The organism is Streptomyces sp. NPDC001530, assembly GCF_042894545.1.
Lineage (GTDB): Bacteria > Actinomycetota > Actinomycetes > Streptomycetales > Streptomycetaceae > Streptomyces.
Window position 1 is genome coordinate 280,467 of the sequence record NZ_JBIAVS010000009.1, and the last position, 23,480, is coordinate 303,946.

General features: G+C 72.1%; 18 protein-coding genes and 1 pseudogene. 7 read left to right on the forward strand and 12 right to left on the reverse strand.

All coding sequences use genetic code 11. The annotated features are described in order from the left end of the window. Nucleotides 1–68: 68 nt before the first annotated feature. Nucleotides 69–1,406: a copper amine oxidase gene (locus ACFY0T_RS20470; RefSeq protein ID WP_388872186.1), complete on the reverse strand. Its 1,338-nt coding sequence runs from the start codon at nucleotides 1,404–1,406 to the stop codon at nucleotides 69–71. Nucleotides 1,407–1,473: 67 nt separating this feature from the next. Then, nucleotides 1,474–2,289: a Tat pathway signal sequence domain protein gene (locus tag ACFY0T_RS20475; RefSeq protein WP_388872188.1), complete on the reverse strand. Its 816-nt coding sequence runs from the start codon at nucleotides 2,287–2,289 to the stop codon at nucleotides 1,474–1,476. A 178-nt stretch (nucleotides 2,290–2,467) separates the two neighbouring features. On the opposite strand from ACFY0T_RS20475, the gene glgX reads away from it, so the two are divergent. Together glgX and treY are read left to right on the forward strand one after the other, a co-directional pair. Further along, the gene (gene glgX, locus ACFY0T_RS20480; RefSeq protein WP_388872190.1) at nucleotides 2,468–4,576 is read left to right on the forward strand and encodes a glycogen debranching protein GlgX; all 2,109 of its coding nucleotides are present in this window, start codon (nucleotides 2,468–2,470) and stop codon (nucleotides 4,574–4,576) included. A gap of 658 nt (nucleotides 4,577–5,234) precedes the next feature. Then, nucleotides 5,235–7,652 carry a malto-oligosyltrehalose synthase gene (treY, locus tag ACFY0T_RS20485; protein WP_388872192.1) on the forward strand — a complete coding sequence of 806 codons (2,418 nt, stop codon included), beginning with the start codon at nucleotides 5,235–5,237 and terminating at the stop codon, nucleotides 7,650–7,652. Here treY and ACFY0T_RS20490 read toward each other — a convergent pair. Together ACFY0T_RS20490 and ACFY0T_RS20495 are read right to left on the reverse strand one after the other, a co-directional pair. Next, nucleotides 7,612–8,826, reverse strand: coding sequence for a cytochrome P450 (locus ACFY0T_RS20490; protein ID WP_388872195.1), 1,215 nt, complete (start codon nucleotides 8,824–8,826; stop codon nucleotides 7,612–7,614). The two genes, treY and ACFY0T_RS20490, sit on opposite strands and share 41 nt — an antisense overlap. Nucleotides 8,827–8,914: 88 nt before the next feature. Continuing rightward, nucleotides 8,915–9,997 (reverse strand): LysR family transcriptional regulator, encoded by a 1,083-nt coding sequence (locus ACFY0T_RS20495; protein ID WP_388872198.1) that lies wholly within the window; start codon nucleotides 9,995–9,997, stop codon nucleotides 8,915–8,917. A gap of 111 nt (nucleotides 9,998–10,108) precedes the next feature. On the opposite strand from ACFY0T_RS20495, the gene lpdA reads away from it, so the two are divergent. Then, nucleotides 10,109–11,533: a dihydrolipoyl dehydrogenase gene (gene lpdA / locus ACFY0T_RS20500; RefSeq protein ID WP_388872201.1), complete on the forward strand. Its 1,425-nt coding sequence runs from the start codon at nucleotides 10,109–10,111 to the stop codon at nucleotides 11,531–11,533. 187 nt (nucleotides 11,534–11,720) lie between these two features. After that, nucleotides 11,721–12,971, forward strand: a complete 1,251-nt coding sequence (locus ACFY0T_RS20505) for a M14 family zinc carboxypeptidase (RefSeq protein WP_388872204.1) — start codon at nucleotides 11,721–11,723, stop codon at nucleotides 12,969–12,971. Between the two features lie 60 nt (nucleotides 12,972–13,031). Here ACFY0T_RS20505 and ACFY0T_RS20510 read toward each other — a convergent pair whose 3' ends face one another. From ACFY0T_RS20510 to ACFY0T_RS20520, 3 genes are all read right to left on the reverse strand, one after another. Continuing rightward, nucleotides 13,032–13,451: an SSI family serine proteinase inhibitor gene (locus ACFY0T_RS20510; protein ID WP_388872207.1), complete on the reverse strand. Its 420-nt coding sequence runs from the start codon at nucleotides 13,449–13,451 to the stop codon at nucleotides 13,032–13,034. Continuing rightward, entirely contained in the window at nucleotides 13,448–14,773 is a 1,326-nt protein-coding gene (locus ACFY0T_RS20515) for a M14 family zinc carboxypeptidase (protein ID WP_388872210.1), read from the reverse strand. Before ACFY0T_RS20515 ends, ACFY0T_RS20510 begins: the two co-directional genes overlap by 4 nt. 238 nt (nucleotides 14,774–15,011) lie before the next feature. Next, nucleotides 15,012–15,563 carry an FHA domain-containing protein gene (locus tag ACFY0T_RS20520; protein ID WP_388872213.1) on the reverse strand — a complete coding sequence of 184 codons (552 nt, stop codon included), beginning with the start codon at nucleotides 15,561–15,563 and terminating at the stop codon, nucleotides 15,012–15,014. A 193-nt stretch (nucleotides 15,564–15,756) separates the two neighbouring features. Here ACFY0T_RS20520 and treZ point away from each other — a divergent pair, with 193 nt between their 5' ends. Continuing rightward, nucleotides 15,757–17,502, forward strand: coding sequence for a malto-oligosyltrehalose trehalohydrolase (treZ, locus tag ACFY0T_RS20525; protein WP_388872216.1), 1,746 nt, complete (start codon nucleotides 15,757–15,759; stop codon nucleotides 17,500–17,502). Between the two features lie 261 nt (nucleotides 17,503–17,763). Here treZ and ACFY0T_RS20530 read toward each other — a convergent pair whose 3' ends face one another. The 3 genes from ACFY0T_RS20530 to ACFY0T_RS20540 form a co-directional block, all read right to left on the reverse strand. Further along, nucleotides 17,764–18,705 (reverse strand): aminoglycoside phosphotransferase family protein, encoded by a 942-nt coding sequence (locus ACFY0T_RS20530; RefSeq protein WP_388872219.1) that lies wholly within the window; start codon nucleotides 18,703–18,705, stop codon nucleotides 17,764–17,766. Nucleotides 18,706–18,815: 110 nt separating this feature from the next. Continuing rightward, nucleotides 18,816–19,937 carry an aminopeptidase P family protein gene (locus ACFY0T_RS20535; protein WP_388872222.1) on the reverse strand — a complete coding sequence of 374 codons (1,122 nt, stop codon included), beginning with the start codon at nucleotides 19,935–19,937 and terminating at the stop codon, nucleotides 18,816–18,818. Nucleotides 19,938–20,032: 95 nt separating this feature from the next. Further along, nucleotides 20,033–20,653 carry a LysE family translocator gene (locus ACFY0T_RS20540; RefSeq protein WP_388872225.1) on the reverse strand — a complete coding sequence of 207 codons (621 nt, stop codon included), beginning with the start codon at nucleotides 20,651–20,653 and terminating at the stop codon, nucleotides 20,033–20,035. Nucleotides 20,654–20,804: 151 nt separating this feature from the next. On the opposite strand from ACFY0T_RS20540, the pseudogene ACFY0T_RS20545 reads away from it, so the two are divergent. Further along, nucleotides 20,805–20,897 (forward strand): annotated as a pseudogene (locus ACFY0T_RS20545) (phosphodiesterase); the annotation flags it as partial. 38 nt (nucleotides 20,898–20,935) lie between these two features. Here ACFY0T_RS20545 and ACFY0T_RS20550 read toward each other — a convergent pair. After that, a complete protein-coding gene (locus ACFY0T_RS20550) occupies nucleotides 20,936–21,562 on the reverse strand; it encodes a PDZ domain-containing protein (RefSeq protein ID WP_388872228.1) in 627 nt (208 codons plus the stop codon). 92 nt (nucleotides 21,563–21,654) lie between these two features. Next, nucleotides 21,655–22,521, reverse strand: a complete 867-nt coding sequence (locus ACFY0T_RS20555; protein ID WP_388872231.1) for a LysR family transcriptional regulator — start codon at nucleotides 22,519–22,521, stop codon at nucleotides 21,655–21,657. A 94-nt stretch (nucleotides 22,522–22,615) separates the two neighbouring features. Between ACFY0T_RS20555 and ACFY0T_RS20560 the strand changes: the two genes are divergently transcribed. Further along, complete coding sequence (locus ACFY0T_RS20560; RefSeq protein WP_388872234.1) at nucleotides 22,616–23,425, forward strand: hypothetical protein; 810 nt, start codon at nucleotides 22,616–22,618, stop codon at nucleotides 23,423–23,425. Nucleotides 23,426–23,480 lie beyond the last annotated feature (55 nt).

Consider the following 23,480-nt stretch of genomic DNA (forward strand, 5'->3'; position numbering starts at 1 on the left):
CTATCAACGATCAAGGAAGGGTACTCCGGGAGCGGTCGGCGGTGCAGCCCGATGGACAGTGTCGTTTCTCAACGACCTTCTTCCACATGGCCGTTCTGGTCCGCGAGCTCCGGCGGAGTGAGCGGATTCATAGCGGTGACGTCGCGCGGGGCGATCGAGTAGCCCTGCCAGTGGACCGGCATGGGCTGCTGGTCCTCGTCACGCGCGATGTGGTGGAAGCCCACATTGACCCAGACCACGGGGTGGGTGAGCGTCTCTCCATTGATCCACTTGTCGACGGACTTGCCGTGGCCGGCACCGCAGTTGCGCAGGTTGTCGCTGGCGAACTGCTCGCACTTGTTGTACTCGGTGAAGAAGATGTCGTGCTTGGTGAAGGGACGGCCGAGGTACTTGGTGGTCGCGCCCGGGACGATCTCGTACGAGCGGGCGTGATCGTCCTTGTTCTTGCCGGTGTTGCTGACGACGCGCCACCAGCGCATGTTCTTGGCGTCGCCCGCGAGTTCCTTGGTGATCTTCGTACGCGTGGTCTTGTTGCTCGGGGCCTCGGCGCCCCGTGCCGGCGGGCTGACCACGGAGTCGTACTGCTCGACCTTGGCCTTGGAGGAGCCGTCGAGGCCGAAGTTGAGCCGCCAGAAGACGTTGTGGCTGTGGCTGGTGGCGTAGGCCTTGGCGCCCTTGCCGAGCGGCCAGCCGCGGCCGTCGCCCGCGTCGTAGTCACCGGGCGAGAGGCTGCCGGTGGCGCCGACGTTCATGTTGAGGGTGCCGTCGTCCTGGAAGCGCCACTCGGTGATGTACTCGTACCAGCCGACCTTGTTGACGGTGTAGATCAGCAGGTCCTTGCCCTGCTTCTGGAAGACCTTGTTCCCGGTGTCGGCCTGCATGCGGTAGGCATGGCCGCGCGAACGGGTCGTGGTGCACAGGCCCTTGACGTTGGCGTGCTGCGGGTCCCAGGCCTCGGGGACCTTCACCGTCTTGATGGTGCCGCCGGGGCACTCGGCGGGCACCATGTCGACCAGGCCCTGTCCGAAGCCGGCGCCCGTGAGGTCGCTGTACTCGACCGAGCCGTCGTCGTAGGGGACGTCGATCTGGGCGAGCTTCGCGCTGCTGAGGACCTTGATCGGGCGGGCCTCGCCGGGGGGCTGGTAGGAGATGTTCTCCAGGACGAGCCCGGCCTCGCTCTCGTAGTGCCAGCACATCCGCCAGGTGGTGCCGGTGGAGAGCTTCTGCTCGATCTTGTACGCCGCGCTGCAGTCGGCGGCCGCCGCGGCGGCTGTCTTGGGATGGGCCGCGGTCTTGGACTGGGCGACGGCCGGTCCCGCGGCCGTCGTCGCGCCGGCGGCGAGGGCGAGCACCGAGAGGCCCACCGCCGTCCGGCTGCGGGCACGGCTGTTTCTGTTGACGCGCATGAAGAAGTGACTCCTTGCGGAAAGCAGGAAAAGTGGGAAGAAGCTGGAAGGTGCGAGAAGGCGGCGCTCAGCCGAGCTTGCCGACCTTGCGGGCGCTCAGGTCGATCACCAGGTCACGGCTGTCGATCCAGGGCCCGTTCTTGACCTTCGGGAAGAGCCGTACGCACCGGTGCTCGCCGCAGTCGTCGAGGACCGCGGGCTGGGCGCCGGGCGTGGCGCGGTAGACCATGCTGTTGAGCATCAGCTGGTCCGGCGAGGTCAGTTCCTTGCCGGTGGCGTCCTTGAAGTCCGCCTTCAGGCCCCCGCCGAGCGGATCGGCGATCAGCAGCTTGGCCGCCTCGATCATCTCGTCGCGGCTGATGGGCGGCTGGACGTCGTGCTGGGTTCCCGTCTTCTCGACCTTCCCGGTGTCGAGGTTGACGGTCTTGGTGACGAGCGTGTCGTCCTTGTAGTCGTAGAACGTCACGTCGGCGCGCCGGGGCGCGTTCGGGTCGTCCAGTTCGTTCGTCTCGGGCTCGGCGAGGTCGACGCTCACGCGCTGCGGGCCGCGCTCGCCCTCGACGTTCTCACTCGCGTTGAACAGCTGACGGTTCACCGCGATCTGCTCGACCCGCTTCATCTCGTCGTCGGTCAGCGGGTCGCGGCCCTTGCCCTTTTCGCCCTCGGCCGGTGCCTGCTCGACGACGCCCGGCTGGACGGCCGCCTGCCCCTGGCCCGCCTGCTGTCCCGCCTGCTGCGAGGTCCCGGCGCCCAGGCCCCCGTCCGATTCGTCGGCCCCCGCCGAGCCCGGAAGGGTGATTCCGACCATCACGGCCGTCCCGGCCACCGCGATGGCCGCACCTGCCACCACCTTGCCCAGATGGCGGTGCACTATCTTGCGCACATTTCCCCCTACTCCCCCTACGTCGTCAGGAGTCGTTTGAGCCCCACTGGTTCGGCATACGGCGTATGCCTGGTCATCGGGTAAGAGGGACGTAAGTCATAGGAGGTTCCATCACTTTCGGGGAGACTCGGCTCGGAGTCGCCCCCAGGGGCGCGGCACTACTGGAAGAGTCGTATCCATGCAGGTCTGGCCTGGAGAGGCATATCCACTCGGTGCCACGTACGACGGTGCCGGTACCAATTTCGCGGTCTTCTCGGAGGCCGCCGACCGTATCGAGCTGTGTCTGCTGCACGACGACGGCTCGGAGACGGCGGTGGAGCTGCGCGAAACCGACGCGTTCGTGCGGCACGCGTATCTGCCGGGAATCATGCCCGGGCAGCGGTACGGCTTCCGGGTGCACGGGAGGTACGCGCCCGAGCGCGGACAGCGCGCCAACTCGGCGAAGCTGCTCCTCGATCCGTACGCGCGCGCCATCGCCGGCTCGGTCAAGTGGGGCGAGGAGGTGTACGGCTATCCCTTCGGGGCCCCCGACAAGCGCAACGACCTGGACTCGGCACCGCACACCATGTCGGCGGTCGTGGTCAACCCGTACTTCGACTGGGGCGACGACCGGCGCCCGCGCACCGAGTACCACCACACGGTGATCTACGAGGCCCATGTGAAGGGCCTCACCATGCAGCATCCGGCGCTGCCCGACGAGCTGCGCGGCACGTACGCGGCGCTGGCCCACCCGGCGATCATCGAACACCTGACGGAACTGGGCGTCACCGCACTGGAGCTGATGCCCGTACACCAGTTCGTGAACGACCACCGTCTGGCGGAGATGGGCCTCAGCAACTACTGGGGCTACAACACGATCGGCTTCTTCGCCCCGCACAACGCGTACGCCTCCTGGGGCGACCGCGGCCAGCAGGTCCTGGAGTTCAAGTCGGCGGTCCGGGCACTGCACGAGGCCGGGATCGAGGTCATCCTGGACGTGGTCTACAACCACACGGCCGAGGGCAACCACCTGGGCCCGACGCTGTCCTTCAGGGGCCTCGACAACGCCTCGTACTACCGGCTGGCGGACGACCCCCGCTACTACATGGACACCACAGGGACCGGCAATTCCCTGCTGATGCGCTCCCCGCACGTACTCCAGCTGATCATGGACTCGCTGCGCTACTGGGTCACCGAGATGCACGTCGACGGCTTCCGCTTCGACCTCGCGGCCACGCTGGCGAGGCAGTTCCACGAGGTGGACCGGCTGTCGTCGTTCTTCGACCTGGTGCAGCAGGACCCGGTGGTCTCCCAGGTGAAGCTGATCGCCGAACCGTGGGACGTCGGCGAGGGCGGCTACCAGGTGGGCAACTTCCCGCCGCTGTGGACCGAGTGGAACGGCAAGTACCGCGACACCGTACGGGACCTGTGGCGCGGCGAGCCGCGCACGCTGGCGGAGTTCGCGTCCCGCCTGACGGGCTCCTCCGACCTCTACCAGGACGACGGCCGCCGACCGCTCGCCTCCATCAACTTCGTGACCTGCCACGACGGCTTCACGCTGCACGACCTCGTCTCGTACAACAACAAGCACAACCAGGCCAACGGCGAGGACAACCGCGACGGCGAGAGCCACAACCGGTCCTGGAACTGCGGCGCCGAGGGCGAGACCGACGACGAGGACGTGCTCGCCCTGCGGGCGCGCCAGATGCGCAACTTCATCGCGACGCTGATGCTCTCCCAGGGCGTGCCGATGCTCAGCCACGGCGACGAGTTCGCGCGCACCCAGGGCGGCAACAACAACGCCTACTGCCAGGACAGCGAGCTGGCCTGGGTGCCGTGGCCGGAGGACGGCAGCGAGCTGCTCGACTTCACGCGCGCGATGGTGTGGCTGCGGCGCGACCATCCCGTCTTCCGGCGGCGCCGCTTCTTCCACGGGCGGCCCGTGCAGGGCACGCACGACGAGCTCTCCGACATCGCCTGGTTCACCCCTGAGGGCAAGGAGATGACCCAGCGGGACTGGGGCTCCGCGCAGGCGCGCGCGCTGTCCGTCTTCCTCAACGGCAACGCGATCTCCGAGCCGGGCCCGCGCGGGGAGCGCATCGCGGACGACTCCTTCCTGCTGATGTTCAACGCCTCACCCAAGGCCCTGGAGTTCGTGGTGCCGGTCAACCACGGGCGGCAGTGGCAGGTCGTCGTCGACACGGCCCGCCCGGAGGGGGTGGCACCCGGGACGGGCGTCAAGGTCGAGGCCGGGGCCACGCTGACGCTGGTCGACCGGAGTCTGACGGTGTTGCAGCGGCCTGCCTAGGTCGGCGCGTTGTCGTCTTCGGGGTGCACGCGCGTGTGGGGCTGGTTCTCCGGGTCCACACGCGCGTGGAGGGTCCGCCGCCCAGACCCGCGCCGCCCAGCGAGCCACTCGACCGCGCCACGAGCAGCACACTGCCGAACTCTGGATGGTGGCAGTGGGCAGCCGGCCCAGGAAGGACGCTGCGGGAAGCGCCGCGCCGGTCAGGCGACGGCACGGTGATAGGTACCGAGCGTGCTGGTCGCACGGGGCGCAGTTGCCCGGCGTGCTGGTCGCACGGGGCGGGGTGCTCGGTTTGCCGGTCGCACGGGGTGAGGTGTCCGGCGTGCCGGTCGCACGGGGTGAGGTATCCGGCGTGCCGGTCGCACGGGGTGAGGTATCCGGCGTGCCGGTCGCACGGGGTGAGGTATCCGGCGTGCCGGTCGCACGGGGGCGGAGTGCCCGGCGCGCCGGTCGGCGCGCGGCGAGGCGTGATCGGCGTGTCCGGCGCGGCTTTCGCGTCGGCGGGCGGCTCCGGCGCGCCGTCCGCTCCGGGTGTGCCGTGTGTGCCCCGGCTGCCGCCCCGCCCCGTGTTCCCCATCGTTCGACGCCAGCCACGCGCGCGTGCCCGTATGCATGCGTCGATGACACGAAAGGCGGCAGGGCGGGTACGTAGGATCGCATGACACCTGAGCGTCCCGACCCGGTGATTCCGGACTCGGTGGTCCCCGGCCCGGTGGTTCCCGCCGTGCCGACCGCCACGTACCGGCTGCAGCTGCAGCCGGAGTTCCCCTTCGGGGCCGCCGAGGCGGCCGTGCCGTATCTGGCCTCGCTCGGCGTCTCGCATCTGCAGCTCTCGCCCGTGCTGGAGGCCGTCCCGGGATCGACGCACGGCTACGACGTAGTGGACCACACGCGTGTGCGGGCCGAACTCGGCGGCGAGGAGGGGCTGCGCTCCCTGGCGCGCACCGCGCGGGAGCACGGCCTGGGCCTCGTCCTGGACATCGTGCCGAACCACATGGCCATGGCCCCGCGCCACAACCGCCCCCTGTGGGAGGTACTGCGCGAGGGCCCTGAGTCGCCGTACGCCCGCTGGTTCGACATCGACTGGGACGCCCAGGGCGGCCGGCTGCTGCTGCCGGTGCTCGGGGACCGGCTGGGCGCGGAAATCGACCACCTGAAGGTCGACGGCGACGTCCTGCGCTACTACGACCACGTGTTCCCGCTGCGCGAGGGCACCGAGAACCTGCCGCTGCCGCGACTCCTCGACGCGCAGTGGTACCGCCCCGCCTGGTGGCGGCTGGCCCGTACGGAGCTCAACTACCGCCGCTTCTTCAGCATCTCGGAGCTCATCGGAGTGCGCGTCGAGGACCCGGAGGTGTTCTCGGCGACCCACACGAAGATCCTGGAGCTGCTCGACGACGGCGTGGTCGAGGGGCTGCGCATCGACCACCCGGACGGGCTCGCCGACCCCGACGCGTATCTGCGCCGCCTGCACGAGGCGACGGGGGGCCGCTGGACCGTGGTCGAGAAGATCCTCGCGGACGGCGAACCACTGCCGGCCGCGTGGCCCGTCGCGGGCACCACGGGCTACGACGCACTGCGGCACGTGGACGGCCTGTTCACGGACCCGGCGGGCGCGGGCGAACTCCTCGGCCAGTACCGGCGGTTCGCGGCCCCTCAGGCCGACCGGGGCGGCCACTGGGAGTCGACGGTGCGCAGGGCGGCCTACAAGGTGGTCACGCACGAGCTGGCCACGGAGGTCGATCGCCTCACGCGCGTGGCGAGCGGTGTGTGCGCCACGTCCCCGGACCCGGCGATGCGCGATCACGCTCCCTGGGCCCTGGGCAGCGCGCTGCGGGAACTCCTCGTACGCCTCGAGGTGTACCGGCCCTACGCCTCCACGGACGCCTCCCTGGTGGTGACCGAGGAGGCCGCCGACGAGGCCCGGGCGGTGTTCACGGTGCCCGAGGAGGCGCATGCCGTGGACGTCGTACGGGATCTGGTGCTCGGGCGGGCCGGTGACGGCCCCGGGCACGCGGAGTTCCGGGCCCGGTTCGCGCAGACCTCGTCCGCGCTGCGGGCCAAGTCCGTGGAGGACACGGCGTTCTACCGCTATGTGCCCCTCCTCTCGGCGAACGAGGTGGGCGGCGACCCGGGCACTCTGGCGGTGTCCCCGGAGGGCTTCCACACCTACTGCACGCGCGTGCAGCGCGACTGGCCCGCCACCGGAACCGTGCTGTCGACGCACGACACCAAGCGCAGCGCCGACGTGCGCGCGGCCCTCTCGGTGCTCACCCAGTGCCCCGAGCGGTGGGCCGACGTCCTGGCGGAGGTGACCCGCGACGGCGCGGGTGTGCCCGACCCGCAGGTCGCGTGGGCCGCGTGGCAGACCGTGTTCGGACTCGGCCCGGCCTCCGAGGAGCGCGTCCAGGGGGCCCTGTTGAAGCACATCAGGGAGGCCGGACTGCACACCGCCTGGACCGAGCGGGATCCCGCGTACGAGGACGCGGTCGCGGCGTTCGTCGCCGAGGGGCCGTGCGGGGCGCCTGGGCGGCGCGTGGCCGACTTCCGGGCCGCCCTGGCGCCGCATGTCCGGGCGAACGTCCTGGGGGCCGCTCTGGTCCATCTGACGATGCCCGGGGTGCCGGACGTCTACCAGGGCACCGAGGGCGAGTACCTCGCGCTCGTGGACCCGGACAACCGGCGTCCGTTCGCGCCGCAGGAGCGGCTCTCGGAGAAAGCCGCTCTGACGACGGCCGCGCTGCGGCTGCGCGGGCGGCGCCCGGCTGTCTTCGGCGACTCTGCGACGTACGCGCCACTGCCGGCTCGGGGCCCGGGCGCCGCGCACTGTGTGGCGTTCGTGCGCTCCGGAGAGGTGATCACGGCCGTCACGCGGATGTCGCTGCGGCTGGCCGACGCCGGTGGCTGGCGCGACACCCGTCTCACGCTCCCCGAGGGGCTCTGGGCCGATGTGCTCTCCCCGGGAAGGGAGTTCACGGGGCGCGCGCGCGTGGAGGAGCTTTTCGAGCGGTTGCCCGTGGCCTTGCTGGAGCGGGTCAGCGCAGGCACACCAGCAGGGTCCGCGGAGAGCGGCTGATCAGACCCTCCGGAGCGGGCCGGAAGCCCGGGGCCCAGCGGAGGTCCGGCAGGGCGGCCAGCAGGGCGTGCAGGCCGTGTTCCGCGGTGAGCCCGGCAAGCAGCTGGCCCGGGCAGAAGTGCCGTCCGGAGCCGTACGCGAGATCCCCCGGGTCGGCGCGGAAGGCGTCGTAGCGGTCCGGGTCGGCGAACCGTGCCGGATCGCGGCCCGCCGCGCCCAGCAGACACGCCACGGTGGCGCCCTCGGGGATCATCGGGCCGACCGGCTCGACGGCCCGGCGCGACACGACATGCAGCGGTGGATCGCGGCGCAGCGACTCGGCCCAGGCACCGGCCGTTAGCGCGGGACGGGCGCGGATCACCCCCAACTGGCCAGGGTGGTCGAGGAGATTGGCGAGGAACGACGCGAGCGCCCGGGCGGTCGCCTCGCCGCCCGCCCCGAGAAGCGTCCCGGCCAGCCCCGCCACGGCCTCGTCGGACAGCGGACGCCCGTCGGCCCGCGCCGTGCACAGCGCGGACAGCAGATCGGCGCCCGGGCGGGCGCGGCGGCGGGCGATGTACGGGCGCAGGAAGGCGTCGAGTTCGGGATGGTGTCCGCCCAGGTGGTCGAGGCCCGTGCGGCACCACGCGTGCACGTGCGCGGTGTCCTCGTACGGCAGCCCGAGCGCGGCGACGGCCGCCGCGGTGGGCAGCCAGTGGCAGAACTCCGCCACCAGATCGGCTTCCTGGCGGGCGGCGAGGCGACGGGCGAGGACGTACGCCGTGCGCTCGACACCGGCGGTCAGAGCAGCCAGCGCACGGCCACGGAACGCCGGGGAGACGAGGGCCCGGTGCGCGCTGTGCGTGCCGCCCTCCAGGTGGGCCAGCGTGCGTCCGGGCGGCGGCGCGACGAGCCGCGGGTCCGCGAGGGCGGCACGGACATCGGCGTACCGGCTGACCAGCCAGGAGCCGAACGGCTCGTCGTACACGAGTGGGTGGCGCTCGCGGAGGGTCCGGTACAGCGGGTACGGGTCGCGCTCGGTCCCGGGCGCGAGCAGACTCGGCGGCGCCGAGCGGCTCTCCGGGCCCGGGCTCGGGGGCGCGAAGGGGCTCGGCGGCGCGGACGGATTCAACGGCGGCGCCCCGGGGGGTGCCGACAGCAACCGCGCGGGCGGTGGTCCCGTCGGCGTGGCCACGGGCGCGCCTTCGCCAGGAAGACCGTGAGGACACAGCACCGCCGGCCTCCACCTCGAATGTGCGCGCAGGACCCGCGCGCGGTTGTTCTCAGCGGACCACCGCCGCGCCTGGACCGCAGTCCTCATACGCCCGTACGGGTGACGCGGGGGCCTCTCCGCGGGCCCGGTCTTTGTAAGCCCCCTCTTCGTGGAGCTTCCCTTCGTAGGTCCGCTCTCCGTAGACCCCCTCCCCGTAACGCTCCTCCCCGTAACGCTCCTCTCCGTAGCGGCCCTCTCCGGAGCGGCCCTCTCCGGAGGGCCATGAGGTGCGCAGGAGCTCCACGAAGGCCTCGGCGACGCCCGTCGGCGGTACCCGTGAGAAGACGGTCAGGGCGCGCCTCCAGGGCGGGTCGACGGAGAGCACCACGCAGTCCTCGCCGACGGCGCCGCGCACGATGTGCGAGGGCGCGGTGGTGACGCCCACCCCGGCCGCCGCCATCCGTACGGCCGTCGACGTGTGCTCGGTGAACACGGCGGTACGCGGCCGGAAGCCCGCCTGTCCGCACGCCCAGTCGAGGAAGCGCTGTCCATGGACCACGGGCTCCATGGCGCACCGGATCCAGGGGCGGTCCGACAACTCGGCCAGGGTCACCGTCGTACGGCCGGCGAAGCGGTCGTCGAAGGGCACGACGAGGACGATCTCCTCCTCGCCGACGGGCAGGACGCTTCCGGGCCAGTCGGTGGGCGCGGGACCGACGGCGAGGTCGGCGATGCCGCGCTCGACCTGCTCCTCCAGCGCCTGTGAGGTGGCGTATTCGTGGAGGTGCAGCAGGACGCCGGGGTGAGCGGCCCGCCAGCGTGCGAAGACGTCCGGCAGCACGCCCACGGCGACGGAGTGCACGGCGGCGATGTGCAGTTCGCCGCCCTCCGCGCCGGCGGCGGCGCGCGCGGCCCGCTGGGCCTGTGCGGCGCTGCGGACGGCGAGTTCGGCGTGCGGCCGGAAGGCCCGGCCCATGGGCGTCAGGCGCACACCGCGCGGCATGCGCTCCAGGAGGGCGCCGCCGACCGACTTCTCCAGGGCCTTGATCTGGTGGGAGAGCGCGGGCTGGGTGACGTGGAGGACCTCGGCGGCGCGCGTGAACGACGCCTCCTCGACGACCGTCAGGAAGTACTCCATCTGACGCAGGCTCATGTCCGGGGCCTCCCCTGATCGATCCCTCCGGCCAACCCATAAGCGTTCTGCATGGGTTCCACAAGAACATTGCCTTGGACTCATGGCAAGCATCGGACGGAGGGTGAGGGCATGGACGACATGAGGACATCCGATGTCACACCTGACGTCATCGTCATCGGCGGCGGCACCGGCGGATACAGCACCGCCCTGCGCGCCGCCGCCCTCGGTCTCGACGTCGTACTCGCCGAGCGCGACAAGGTCGGCGGGACCTGTCTGCACCGCGGCTGCATCCCGAGCAAGGCGATGCTGCACGCGGCCGAGCTGATCGACGGCATCGCGGAGGCACGCGAGCGCTGGGGCGTGAAGGCCACGCTGGAGGAGGTCGACTGGCCCGCGCTGGTCGCCACGCGCGACGACATCGTGCGCCGCAACCACCAAGGCGTGGAGGCGCACCTCGCACACGCGCGCGTGCGGGTCGTGCGCGGCAGCGCTCGGCTGACGGGACCCCGCAGCGTACGTATCGAGGGCGCGGGGGACTTCACCGCACGCCGTGGGATCGTCCTGGCGACCGGCTCGCGCCCGCGCACGCTCCCCGGGCTCACGCCGGACGGACGGCGCGTGGTGACGAGCGACGACGCCCTGTTCGCGCCCGGGCTCCCGAAGTCCGTGCTGGTGCTCGGTGGCGGTGCGATCGGCGTCGAGTACGCCTCGTTCCACCGTTCCATGGGCGCGGACGTGACTCTTGTGGAGGCCGCCGACCGGCTCGTACCGCTCGAGGACGCGGAGGTGAGCCGTCACTTGACGCGCGGTCTGAAGAAACGCGGCATCGACGTGCAGGCAGGGGCGCGGCTGCTCGACGCGGAGGTCCTCGACGACGGCGTACGGGCGCGGGTGCGCACCGCGCGGGGTGAGACCCGCACCCTCGAGGCCGAGCGGCTCCTGGTGGCCGTCGGGCGGGCCCCGGTGACCGACGGACTGGAGCTGTCCGCTGCGGGCCTAGTGGCGGACGAGCGGGGCTTCGTGGCACCCGCCGACTGGGACCGGCTGGAGACGGCGGTGCCCGGTATCCACGTGGTGGGCGATCTGCTGCCTCCCCCGTCCCTCGGGCTCGCCCACGCCTCGTTCGCCGAGGGCCTGTTGGTGGCCGAGACGCTGGCCGGGCTGCCGTCCGCGCCGGTCGACTACGCGGCCGTGCCCCGGGTCACCTACTCGTCGCCGCAGACCGCGGCCGTGGGACTGAGCGAGGCGGAGGCACGCGCGCGTGGGCACGAGGTGGACGTCAACACGATGCCGCTGACCGCCGTCGCGAAGGGCATGGTGCACGGCCAGGGCGGCATGGTGAAGGTCGTCGCCGAGGCCGGCGGCGGACAGGTGCTCGGCGTCCACCTGGTGGGCCCGAACGTGTCCGAGATGATCGCGGAGAGCCAGCTGATCGTCGGCTGGGACGCCGAGCCGTCCGACGTGGCCCGGCACATCCACGCACACCCCACCCTCTCGGAGGCCGTCGGCGAGACGTTCCTGACGCTCGCGGGGCGTGGCCTGCATCAGCAGTGACTCCCCCGCGTGGCCAAAAACGCATTCCCCCTCGCAGCCGACCGTGAAGTCCCCCCTGACGGTGCGACACCCCCCTACCAGCGGTAAATGCCACCTGGCGCCCCCTGGAGCCGCCCCGCCACCTCCTTGACAGTTCACCCAGTCCGTGGAGTACTGCCAAAAGCGACGCAGGGCGGACAAGTCGGGGGTGAGTCTCCTGCCGGAGTTGCGCTACCCCAGTGTGACCGAAATCGTCTCGTCCGCCCGGGCGTTGGCGACTCACCGACCCGGCTTGTGCGTCCTCAGACAAGTGGGCGTCTCGCGCGCGGGCAGACCCCTTCACCTGCTGTCCATCGGCCACGCGCAACGCGCGGTCCTCGTCGTGGCGGGCGCCCACGCCAACGAACCGACGGGCGGTTCGACCCTACTGGCTCTGGCCGAACGTGCACTGCACGAGCGGGAGTTGCGGGCCGAGACCTCCTGGCACTTTTTGCTCTGCGCGGACCCGGACGGGGCGAGCCTCCATGTGACGCCCGCACCGCGCACCCTGCTCGACTACCACCTGGGTTTCTTCCGTCCGGCCGGGCCCGAGCAGCCGGAGTGGTCACCGTCCGTCCTGCCGCCCGACCGGCTGCCGCCGGAGACCCGCGCCCTGACCCGGGTCATCGACGAGCTGCGGCCCTACCTGCAAGTGACCCTCCACGGGACCGATCTGGGCGGCAGCTGGGTGCAGTTGACCAAGGACATCCCGGGGCTCGCCGAGCCGTTCGCCAAGTCCGCGGCGGAGCTGCACATACCGGTGGAGACGGCCGCGTCGGACGCCGCGGGCTGGCCCGCCTCCGGGCCCGGGGTGCATGTGATGCCGGCGCCCGGTTCCGACGCGGCCTACCCGAGCATGCCCGACGACGCCCGGCACAGCACCTGGTACCACGCCCACCGGTACGGCGGTCTGACCGCCGTCGTCGAGGTGCCGATGTGGGCCAGCGACCTGGTGGACGATCCGGCGCCGCACCCCGCTCCGGCGGCGGCGATGCGGCGTCTGGCGCGCCGGCTGCTGCGTGACGCGCTCCAGGTGGAGGCGGTGCTCGCGGAGGCCCTGCCTCGGCTGCCAGGCCCCCACGGGCCGCTTCTGCGGGCCGCGAAGTGGGCGCTGGACCTGGTGCCGGGCCTCGCCGACGACTGGGTCCAGACGCCGCCTCCGGACACGACGATGGCGTACGTCGGCAGTGTCGACGCGTTCGGCCGCCGGCTCCCGCTGCGCGCCGCCGCGATGCTGCTGCGCGTCCTCCTGGAGGCCGACGACCGCGAGGCGCCGCGCCTCGAAGGCCTCGTCGCCGCCTGGAGCGACGCCTTCGCCGAACGGTTCCGCGCCCGCTGGGTCCCGCTGGAGCACCAGGTCGAGCACCAGGCCCGTACGGTGGTGGCGGCGGCCCGTCACGCGCGCGACAACGCGGCTTGAGAGCGTTTCGACGCGTACGCGCGCGTGCGCATGGGCGCGCGCGCCGGTCCGCCGCCCGCCTCAGTCCGACAGCCCGAACGCCGCTCCCGTCTCGGCCCCCATCACGCAGGAGTTCGAGAAGGTGTGCGTGTACGTGACCCGGCGACCGTCCCATACGCCCTGGGCCGACGCGGTCACCGGGGCGTAGACCAAGGGGCACAGGACGTCGGCCCTCGGCGGGATCCGGGAGATGTCGCCCTTGACGGCGCGGAGTTCCTCGCAGAACTGTGCCGCGTGCGGGTGTCCTTGAGGCGGGTCGCAGAGCAGCAGCGTGCCGCGGGTGTCGCCGGAGCGGACGTCACCGCGGGTGACGGTGAGGTAGAGCCAGTTGCCTGAGAGGGACTCCTGGGGTGCCGCCAGCAGGCCGACACGTACCGCTTGAACGGTCTTCGATTGCGGAGCCTTCGCTTGAACAGCGTTCGCCGGAATGGGTTTCGTCATTCCAGATGCATCGGCACCGCGGCCTGCGAACCCCACCCGGACTCACCCGAACGGGAGCGCACGGGCGCGTGCCGCCCGGCGAGTTCGAACGCGGCGAGCACCACGCGCGCCTGGTACTCGACCTGGCGGGCCACCGGTATCCAGCGCGCCCCGCAGCCCTCGCGGTAGTCGGCGCACCACTCGTCGATGAGCCGGTCGAGCTCGGGCAGCACACCGCACGGGTCGTGCCCGGTGGCGGTCACGAGCTGGTGCAGCAGCCCGGCCGTGCGCAGCGCGACCCGGCGTCCCGCGAGGCGCAGCGCCGTCAGGCGGGCGGTGTCGAGCGGAGGCAGGGGGCGGGCGCCGGCGTCGTAGGTGTCGGGGTCCCATGAGTCGGCGAGCCCGGGGCCGACCAGTAAATAGTCGTCCACGGGCGCGAGCAGGCAGGCCACGTCCGGGGAGGTGCCGAGCTCGGGCCGCACGCGCGCGAGGATGCCCTCCAGGAGCCCCGTGTCGCGGCGCAGCGTGCGGCTGACGGAGCGCAGCATCGCGTCGGCGTCGGCGGGCGGCGTGGGGTCCTCCACGGTCGCGACGCCCCACATGGGGGCCTCGACGACCGCCGTCACCGTGCCGTACGCGTGCGGGTGGAACCAGGTGGACTCGACCGCGGCCTCGGTGATGGCGGCGGCCAGGCCGCCCCTGCGGGGCGGGGGGATGCGGTAGACGGCTGGCCCGAGCATCGGCCAGTACAGGGTGTCGTACGGGCCGAGTTCGCGCGGGATGCCAAGGCGCGCGGCGGAGTGCGCGACGCGCTGGGCGAGCCCGGGCAGCTCACGGGTCAGCTCGACGAAGGCGCCGCCGACGTCGACGCCGTGCAGGGAGCACTGCAGGAAGGGCCGCAGTTCGTCCTGGAGGTCGAGGAGGGCGCGGGTCTCGGGCAGGGTGGCCCCGTCCGCGCCCTCGGGCAGCCATTCGGGCTGTTCCAGGAAGCCTGGCCGGAAGAAGTGCCGGAAGTAGTGGCCGAGGGTGTACGGGCCCGACAGCCAGGTCTCGTTGCGACGGGCGCCGTCGGGGTCGAGGCAGAGCAGCAGATTCCAGGTGGTGTCCGCCCCCTCGGTCAACCGGGGGTCGGCGAGCGCCCGTTCGGCGAGACGCAGGACCGTGGCGCCGCCGACGGGTTCGTTGGCGTGCGGTCCGGCGACGACGAGGGCCTGGCGGCTGCCGTGTCCGACGGACAGGAGCCACAGCGGCGTGCCCGCCCGTGAGGTGCCCACGCGGCGCAGCCGGGCGTCCCGCGGACGGCGGGCGACGAGCGCGGCCGCACGGGCGCCCAGCTCGTCCACAGTCGGGTAGCGGAGGAGTGGCGGCAGGGCACACCTCCACTTATGTGGTGCCGTCGGTTCACCTGATGTGCATGGTGTACGCACAGTCAGTCACGGCTCTGGGGGTACGTCAACACCGCGGAACCTAAGGGATGTTGAGGAAATCGGTACGTGAACCCCAGGCCAGAGGTCGTTGGGGCCGGGGCTCAGTACGACAGACGGAAGGTCGTGCGCACTCCGACGCGAGCCGGAATGCGGCTCACTCCGACGCGAGCCGGAACATCATCCGCCCGAAGCCGATCTGATCGCCGTCCTTGACCACCGTGGCGCCGATGACGCGCCGCCCGTTGACGGTCGTGCCATTCGTCGAGCCCAGATCGCGCAGCACCCACAGCCCGCCCTGCCGGCTCAGTTCGGCGTGCACACGGGACACCGTCTCGTGGTTGAGCCGCAGTCCGCTGGCGGGGTCACGGCCGATGCGCAGCGGGTAGGGGCTGCCCGGGTGGGGCAGCTGAAGCTTCGGGAGCCGCTCGGCCTGCCAGGCCCTGCGCAGTCGTACGGTGAAGCCGGAGACCGCCTCCACGGTGCCGAACACCAGCTTCGACCAGCGGCCTTCGGTGGGCAGGTCGGCGGTGAGCACGGCGAGTTCGTCGGACCTGCGGGCGGCGAGGGCCAGCTCCATGCGGCGGATGAACGTGTCGTGCGAGAGACGGCCGAGAGCGACGCCGTCACGGAGCGCCTTGAGCGCCCGGTCGCGCTCCGCGTCGGACAGCCGCGCGGGGTACGTGTGGAACTCGAAAGACGACGTCACGCTGGTGATTGTCGGGCAGCGAGAGCGGGGTGTCCAGAAAACATGGAAACGGCCGCTGCGGCCGACCCGCTCGTTCCGCGCGGCAAATGCACGGCAAACACGCGGCAAAAGGGTGGATTCGAAAGCGAATTGATCTCAAGTGAAGCACCATGGACGGGCTACGTCACGGTGAGCTGACAAGGGGGAACCGTCTGTGCGGTTCGAGGTGTGGGCACCGCAGGCCGACCAGGTGACGCTCCATTGCGCGGGCGCCACGCGCGCGTTGGAGCGCGATCCGGAGCGTGCCGGGTGGTGGACGGGTGAGGCGGACGCGCAGGACGGGACGCGCTACGGGTTCGCGGTGGACGACGGCCCCGTGCTGCCCGATCCCCGCTCGCGGCGGCAGCCGGACGGCCCCGACGGCCTGAGCGCGGTGGTCGACCAGGGGCGGTACGCCTGGCGCACCGAGTGGGCGGGGCGCCCACTGCCGGGTGCGGTCCTGTACGAGCTGCACGTGGGGACGTACACGCCCGAGGGCACGCTGGACGCGGCCGCCGAGCGGCTCGACCATCTCGCGGAACTGGGCGTCACTCACGTGGAGTTGATGCCGCTGTGCCCGTTCCCGGGGCGGCACGGCTGGGGATACGAGGGCGTCTCGCTGTGGGCCGTGCACGAGCCGTACGGCGGCCCCGAGGCACTGAAGCGCTTTGTCGACAGAGCCCATGAACTCGGCCTCGGCGTCGTGCTCGACGTGGTGCACAACCACCTCGGCCCGTCCGGCAACCATCTGCCCGCGTTCGGGCCGTACTTCACGGACACCCATCAGACGCCCTGGGGCTCCGCCGTGAACCTGGACGCGCCCGGTTCGGACGAGGTGCGCGCGTATCTCGTCGGCAGCGCGCTGGCGTGGCTGCGCGACTACCGGCTCGACGGGCTGCGCCTGGACGCGGTGCACGCCCTGCGCGACACGCGCGCGGTGCCCTTCCTGGAGGAGCTGTCGACGGCCGTGGACGCGCTCGCCGACGACCTCGGCCGGCCGCTCTTCCTGATCGCCGAGTCGGATCTGAACGACCCTCGGCTGATCACCTCCCGCGAGGAAGGCGGCCTCGGACTGCACGCCCAGTGGAACGACGACTTCCATCACGCGCTGCACACCGCGCTGACCGGTGAGACACAGGGCTACTACGCGGACTTCGCGCGCGCCCCGTTCGCCGCGCTCGCCAAGACGCTGACCTCGGGCTACTTCCACGACGGCACGTACTCCAGCTTCCGCGGGCGCTCCCACGGCCGCCCGCTGGACCGTACGCGCGTCTCGGCACACCGTCTGCTCGGCTACGCCCAGACCCACGACCAGATCGGCAACCGCGCCCAAGGAGACCGGCTCTCGGCCTCCCTCTCCCCCGGGCTGCTGGCCTGTGCCGCCGCACTGACGCTCACCGCGCCCTTCACGCCGATGCTGTTCATGGGCGAGGAGTGGGCCGCCGGCACGCCCTGGCAGTTCTTCACCGACCACACCGATCCCGAGCTCGCCGACGCCGTACGGCGGGGCAGGCGGCGGGAGTTCGCGGCGCACGGCTGGGCCGAGGAGGACGTTCCCGATCCCCAGGACCCGGCGACCCGGGACCGCTCCTGCCTCGACTGGTCGGAACCCGAAAAGGCCCTCCACGCGCGCGTGCTGGCCTGGTACCGCGAGCTGATCGCCCTGCGCCACCGTCAGGCCGACCTCGCCGACCCCGATCTCGCGGCGGTCAGGGTCGCCCACGACGCGCAGGCCCGCTGGCTGGCGCTCCGTCGCGGTGACGTCCGCGTCGCCGTCAACCTCTCGAAGGAGACCGCGGCGATCCCGCTCGGCATCCGCCACACGCGCGTGCTGGCCGCCTGGGAGCCGGTCGAAGCGCCGGACGCGGACGGGGTGTTGAGCGTGCCGGGCGAGTCATGCGTGGTGCTGACGCAGGCGTGAGGCGCTCGGCGTCAGCGCTGACACAGGCGTGCGGCACTCGGCGAGGTCGCTCGACGTAAACGTTTACGCAAACGCTTACGCAAACGCTTACGCAAACGCTTACGTAAACGTATGCGCAAGCGTTTACGTAAAGGCTCACGTAAACGCTCGCGTAAGCGTTTACGTCCTCCCGGCAAGTCGAGGCGAGCCGCGCCCAAAGCGACCCGACGCCACGCAACGCGACCCGACGCGACGCGACCCGACGCGACGCCCGCACCCTCCCTACGGCGTCTCGTCCAACCCGTCCCGCAGATCAGTGACCCGTTCCAGCAGGATCGCCTCCCAGGCACGGCGCAGTTGGGTCTCCAACAGCGGGACGGGGCCGGTGTCACGCCCCTGGAGGCGATCGGCGAGGCGGATCACGGTGTCGCAGCGGGACAGCCACAGGCCGCGCAGACAGGGGCGGGCGCCATACCCGGCGAGTGTGGCGGCGCGTACGGCCGCGGGCGCGCCGACGGCGATGGCGAGCCCGGCGATGTCCTCGGCGGGGTCGCCGATCACGGTGTCGGTCCAGTCGAGGACACCGCGTACCCGCCCGTCGGCGCTGACCACGAGGTGTTCGCCCTTGAGGTCGTGGTGCACGAGCACCGCGGCGGCAGGCTGTGCGGCGAGCTGGACGGCGGCGGGCGCGGTGAGCTGGGCCAGGCGCGCGGGGTCGAACTCGTCGGCGGCGGCGAGCTGTTCGGCGGCGCGCGCGGCAGCAGTCCGGAGCGCCTCCAGCGAGCGTGGCGCGACGCGCGGGACACCGAGCGCCTCGGCCTGGCGTACGGGCACTTCGCGCAGCCCTGTGAGCAGTCCCGCCAGGTCTGCCTCACCGACGGCCGAGACGGCCTGCTCCTCGCCGGAGACGCCGGGCAGCCGGGTGTCGAGGGTGTAGCTCAGTCCGCTCGCCCATTCGCCGTGCGCGACGCTCACCGGGACCGGGACTCCGACGTGTGGCCGGACCAGGTCGCGCAGCCGCAGTTCGCGGCGCTGGCGTGCGGAGGCGTCGCGGTCCTGGGCGAGCCGCAGCACATGGCGCGTGCCCACCCACCAGGTGCAGTGCTCGCCGCCCGCCACGACGGGCCGGACATCGGGTCCGGCGCCCGCCGCGGCGCCCTCGGCGAGCAGGGAACGGACCAGTCGGCGGACGGTGTCCGTGGTCGGTGTCGGTGCCTGGGTCATGGTCGCGCCGTTGTCGTCGGGGGCGTTGGGGCTCTGTGGCGTTGGGAACGTTGGGGGCCTTGGGGGCCTTGGGGGCCTTGGGGGCCTTGGGAAGTGCTTCTGATGGTCGGTCAGTCGACGATCACCAGCTCGCGGGAGGTGGTGTTGAGGCGGCGTCCGCCCTCCTCGGTCACCGTCACGATGTCCTCGATGCGCACGCCGAAGCGGCCGGGCAGATAGATGCCGGGCTCCACGGAGAAGCACATTCCGGGTACGAGGGGCTGCTCTTCTCCCGCGATCATGTACGGCGGTTCGTGGGTGGTGACGCCGATACCGTGCCCGGTGCGGTGGATGAAGTACTCGCCGTACCCGGCCTCGGTGATGACCGCGCGGGCCGCCCGGTCGACGTCCTGGCAGGCGACACCGGGCTTCACGGCGCGGAAGCCCGCCTCCTGGGCCGCGCGCACGATGTCGTGCACCCTGCGTTCCTCGTCGTCCGGTTCCCCGACGTGAACCGTGCGGGAGGTGTCGGAGCCGTAGCCCTCCTTGAGGCCGCCGAAGTCCAGGACGACCATGTCGCCGCGCTGGATGACGCGGTCGCCGGCCTCGTGGTGCGGGTTGGCGCCGTTCGGGCCCGAGGCGACGATGGTGAAGTCGACCTGGGAGTGCCCGAACCGCCGCAGCAGATCGGCGACGTCGGCGGCCACGTCGGCCTCCCGGCGGCCACTGAAGGGAACCTTCCGGATCTCCTCGTACGTTGCGTCTGCGGCCGCTCCCGCGGCCGCCAACCGCTCCAGTTCGGCCGAGTCCTTGACGGCCCGCAGCATCGGCAGGGCCTCGGTGAGGGCGACGTACCGCGTGTCCGGCAGCCGCTTCTGGAGGCCGAGGAGGTGCAGGGCCCAGGCGTTGTCGCTGACTCCGAAGCGGCCCTCGCGGCCCATGAGGGACGCGGCAGCCTCGTACGGGTCCTGGCCGTCGGTCCAGTCGCGGAGGGCCAGCGAGGGCGCGCCGGCCGCCTTGGCCGCGTCGGGCGCCTCCAGGGTGGGTACGACCAGGACCGGGTCCTGTCCGGCCCTCAGCACCAGCAGAGTGAGCCGCTCGGTCTCCACGGGCCGGTAGCCGGTCAGCCACACCAGATCGGGCCCGGGCGCGACAAGTACGCCGTCGAGCCCGGCGTCCGCTGCGGACTCCGCCGCGCGCCGCATACGGGCCTCGTAGTCACCGGCGGTGAAGGGCGCGGGCGTGCCGGTCATCCATGCCTCCGTCTGTCCGGAGTTTCCCAGGGGTCCACGGGCAGCATCCTGCCCTTCCGGTGAGGCGCGCGCGAGCCGGTTACCGCCCCCGCGTGTCAGCTCTCCAGGGCGAGGCGGGCACCCAGGAGCAGCAGGACGCCTCCGGAGACCTGCTCCAGGCGCCGGCGCACGCCGGTCCGGGACAGTACGGCCTTCATCCGGCCGACGAACCACACGTACAGGCCGTAGTAGCCGACCTCGTAGACCGCCCAGAGCGCGGCGAGACCGACCATGGTGGGCAGGTGCGGGGCGCCCTCGGGCACGAACTGCGGCAGGAAGGACATGGCGAAGATGGCCGCCTTCGGGTTGGCGAGGTTGAGCAGCAGCCCGCCCCGGTAGGAGGCCCAGCCGCTCCTCTCGGCGCCCTCCCAGCCTCCGTCCACGGCCCCCTTGGAGCGGCGCGCCTGCCGCAGGGTCTGGACGCCGAAGCCGACGAGCACGACGGCGCCGACGATGCGCATGACGTGGTACGCCATCTCGGAGGCGGCGAGCAGTGCGGTGAGGCCGAACGCGGCGACGACGCCCCAGATGAAGACGCCGGTCTCGTTGCCGAGCACGGTCAGGAAGCCGGACCGCCTGCTACGCAGCGACTGCTTGATGATCAGCACGGTGCTCGGGCCGGGCGAGGCCGCGATCAGTGTGCAGGCGCCGAGGAAGGCGAGAAGGGTGCTCAGCATGCGGCCATCGTGACGTGCCACCTTCCACGCGGCCAGCCTTTTTCCGGTTTCGTGCGGCGCGTCCCTTTCCGACCGCTCGCCTAACGGCCGAGCACTGCTCTGCTACTACCGCTAATGCTTGGATGAGTCCGTCCCATTAAGTAACCGAGGGTCCGGCCATGCGCACACGCCCGCAGCGACCACCTTCGCCGGACGGCCGCTGGTCGTCGGCCCCGGCGTGACCTGGACGCTGCGACTGCCCTGGGGGCCCATTGGGGGGCCGTTGAAGGGAGTGGCCTGACGTTACGTCACGACAGCGGGGACCGTGGACAGTTGCTGGCGGCTCCCGTTCGCGTGGCGCACCGTGAGGGTGACGGCCGCCCCGGGGTGCGTGACCGCGACCGCGCGCGCGAGGTCGGCGGCCGACTCGATCCGGCTCTCACCGAAGGCCACCAGGACGTCGCCGCGGACCAGGCCCGCCGTGTAGCCCGGGCCAGGGATGTGGACACCGACGACGAGTGCGCCCGCGTCCTTGAAGGCGTCGACGGCCTCGACGCCGAGGGTTGCCCGTACGGGCTCCTTCTCGGACTCCTTCGAGGGGACCGGACTCCCAGCGTTGGATGCCGACTTGGAGCCGCCCGCCTGCGGCGCACCGGAGGGCTGCCCCGGTTGCCGGCCCGCCGCCCCCTGCGCCCCGGCCTGCTTCTGAAGATCCGCCAGCTTGCTCATGCCGATCACCGTGGCGCCCACGGTGCCGACTCCGACGCCGGACAGGACCAGCACCGTCCCGACGAACAGGCCGAAGAGCAGGCTCATCAACCGCTTGCCGCGGCGCCGCGCGGCATGCGGGCGCCGGGGGCCGGTGGGCGGACGACCGCCGCCGGGCTCCTGACCGGGCATCGGTTTGGCACGCAACGCGGTCTGTTCCATGGATCGCCTCCGGCAGATGCTCTACGGACCGCCTCCGGGTCTTGCTCTACCCGGCGCTCCGGCGCACGACGATTCACGAACGAGTGAGACTGTTATGCACGTTCGAGAAGTTTGTCCACCATGGTCGCCGCGGCTCCGTACAGCGATCCGCCGTGCACCAGCTCCGTAAGGTGCACGACGCGGGGCGCCACGAGCGGGACGGCGACCGCTCCGGGCACGCCGGTGGCCACCGTGCGCGGCAGCAGGGTCAGGCCGTGTCCCGCGGCGGCCAGGGCGGTGAGGGTACGGATATCGGTGCCCTCGTAGCGCAGGGCCGGACGGAAGCCTCCGCTGCCGTTCGCGGCGCGGAGTTGGTCCAGCGGCAGGCCCGCACCGGGGGCGTCCAGCCAGCGGGCGTCGACGAGGTCGCCGAGGCGCAGCCCCGTGCGCCGGGCAAGCGGATGGGAGGCGGGCAGCAGGACGCAGACCGGCTCCTCCCCCGCGCCGTGCGTGGTCAGCGGCGCCACGTCGGGCAGCCGCAGGGGGTCGCTGGGCGCGGCGAGGCCGTCGACGAGCCCCAGGTCCGCGGTTCCGGTGGCGACCGCCGCGGGGATCTCGTCGCGGGCCAGCACCCGCAGGGTCACGCCGGCCGCGGGGAGCGCGGCGAGGGTACGCGGTCCGAGCGCGGTCGGCGTGACGGCGAGCGTCAGCCCGTGCTCGGGCGCGGCTGCCATCCGGGCGACGTCGGCGCGGGCCGCGTCCAGGCGCAACAGCAGCGGTCCCGCGTGTTCGAGGAGCCGCTCGCCCGCCGCGGTGGGCGCGACCGGGCGCCGGGTGAGCAGGGGCGCGCCGAGGTCCTGCTCCAGGGCGGCGATGTGCTGGGACACCGCGGACTGGGTGTAGCCGAGTTCGCGCGCGGCCTCCGAGAAGGACGCGAGCCGGGCCACGGTGACGTACGTACGCAGGAGATGCGGGTCCATGCGCTCCAGGATCCCGCATGGCATCAGCGTTGCTTATCGAGGGTGCAGGAATCATCGTTGGACGTGAACTGCGAGCGCGCCCAGGATGAACGGCATGACCACGCACACGGCACAGACCGCCCGCTCGGCCCAGGCCGTCCACACAGCACAGACCGCCCGCACGGCCCAGCCCGCCCACACCGCAAGGACCGCTCGTGTCGCCCTGGTCGGTGACCGCTCCCCGAACGTCGTCTCGCACACCCGTATCCCGCTCCTCCTCGACGCCCTCGCCACCCGCGACCGGATCGTGCTGGACGCCTACTGGATCCCGTCCGAGGACGCCGAGGACACGGAAGCGGTGCGCGGCTTCGACGCCGTGTGGGTGCTGCCCGGCAGCCCGTACCGCAGTGAGGCGGGGGTGCTCACGGCGGTCCGCACCGCCCGCGAGGACGGCGTCCCGTTCCTCGGCACGTGCGGCGGTTTCCAGCACGCCCTCCTCGAGTACGCCCGCAATGTGTGCGGCCTCACCGGGGTCGCGCACGCCGAGAACGACCCCGACGCCGACGACTTCCTCATCGAGCCGCTCGCCTGTTCGCTCGTGGGCCACGAGGCCGCCGTCACGATCGAGCCCGGCTCACTCGCCCAGTCGGTGATCGGCTCCGAACGGACGGTCGAGCGTTATTTCTGCGCGTACGGCCCCTCCCGCCACCTCGACACCCTGCGCACGCACGGACTGCGGTTCAGCGGTCACGACGACGACGGACTGGTCCGGATCGCCGAACTCCCCGGCCATCCCTTCTACTTGGCCACCCTCTTCCAGCCGGAGCTGTCCGGTGACGGCTCGCGCCCGCACCCGATCGTTCGGGCGCTGGCCCGCGCCGCAGCAGCCCACGCGGCCGTCGCGAGCGAGGTGCCGTCGGTCTGACCGCGGCGGCCGCGGCATGATCGAGGGCGTTGTCAGTGGCGGCTGTTACGTTCTG

Bases quoted from the DNA above. Each gene is read 5' to 3' on its own strand.
- ACFY0T_RS20470 (WP_388872186.1), bottom strand. From the start codon at position 1,406: ATGCGCGTCAACAGAAACAGCCGTGCCCGCAGCCGGACGGCGGTGGGC.
- glgX (WP_388872190.1), top strand. From the start codon at position 2,468: ATGCAGGTCTGGCCTGGAGAGGCATATCCACTCGGTGCCACGTACGAC.
- treY (WP_388872192.1), top strand. From the start codon at position 5,235: ATGACACCTGAGCGTCCCGACCCGGTGATTCCGGACTCGGTGGTCCCC.
- ACFY0T_RS20495 (WP_388872198.1), bottom strand. From the start codon at position 9,997: ATGAGCCTGCGTCAGATGGAGTACTTCCTGACGGTCGTCGAGGAGGCG.
- lpdA (WP_388872201.1), top strand. From the start codon at position 10,109: ATGGACGACATGAGGACATCCGATGTCACACCTGACGTCATCGTCATC.
- ACFY0T_RS20510 (WP_388872207.1), bottom strand. From the start codon at position 13,451: ATGACGAAACCCATTCCGGCGAACGCTGTTCAAGCGAAGGCTCCGCAA.
- ACFY0T_RS20530 (WP_388872219.1), bottom strand. From the start codon at position 18,705: ATGACCCAGGCACCGACACCGACCACGGACACCGTCCGCCGACTGGTC.
- ACFY0T_RS20535 (WP_388872222.1), bottom strand. From the start codon at position 19,937: ATGACCGGCACGCCCGCGCCCTTCACCGCCGGTGACTACGAGGCCCGT.
- ACFY0T_RS20540 (WP_388872225.1), bottom strand. From the start codon at position 20,653: ATGCTGAGCACCCTTCTCGCCTTCCTCGGCGCCTGCACACTGATCGCG.
- ACFY0T_RS20550 (WP_388872228.1), bottom strand. From the start codon at position 21,562: ATGGAACAGACCGCGTTGCGTGCCAAACCGATGCCCGGTCAGGAGCCC.
- ACFY0T_RS20555 (WP_388872231.1), bottom strand. From the start codon at position 22,521: ATGGACCCGCATCTCCTGCGTACGTACGTCACCGTGGCCCGGCTCGCG.
- ACFY0T_RS20560 (WP_388872234.1), top strand. From the start codon at position 22,616: ATGACCACGCACACGGCACAGACCGCCCGCTCGGCCCAGGCCGTCCAC.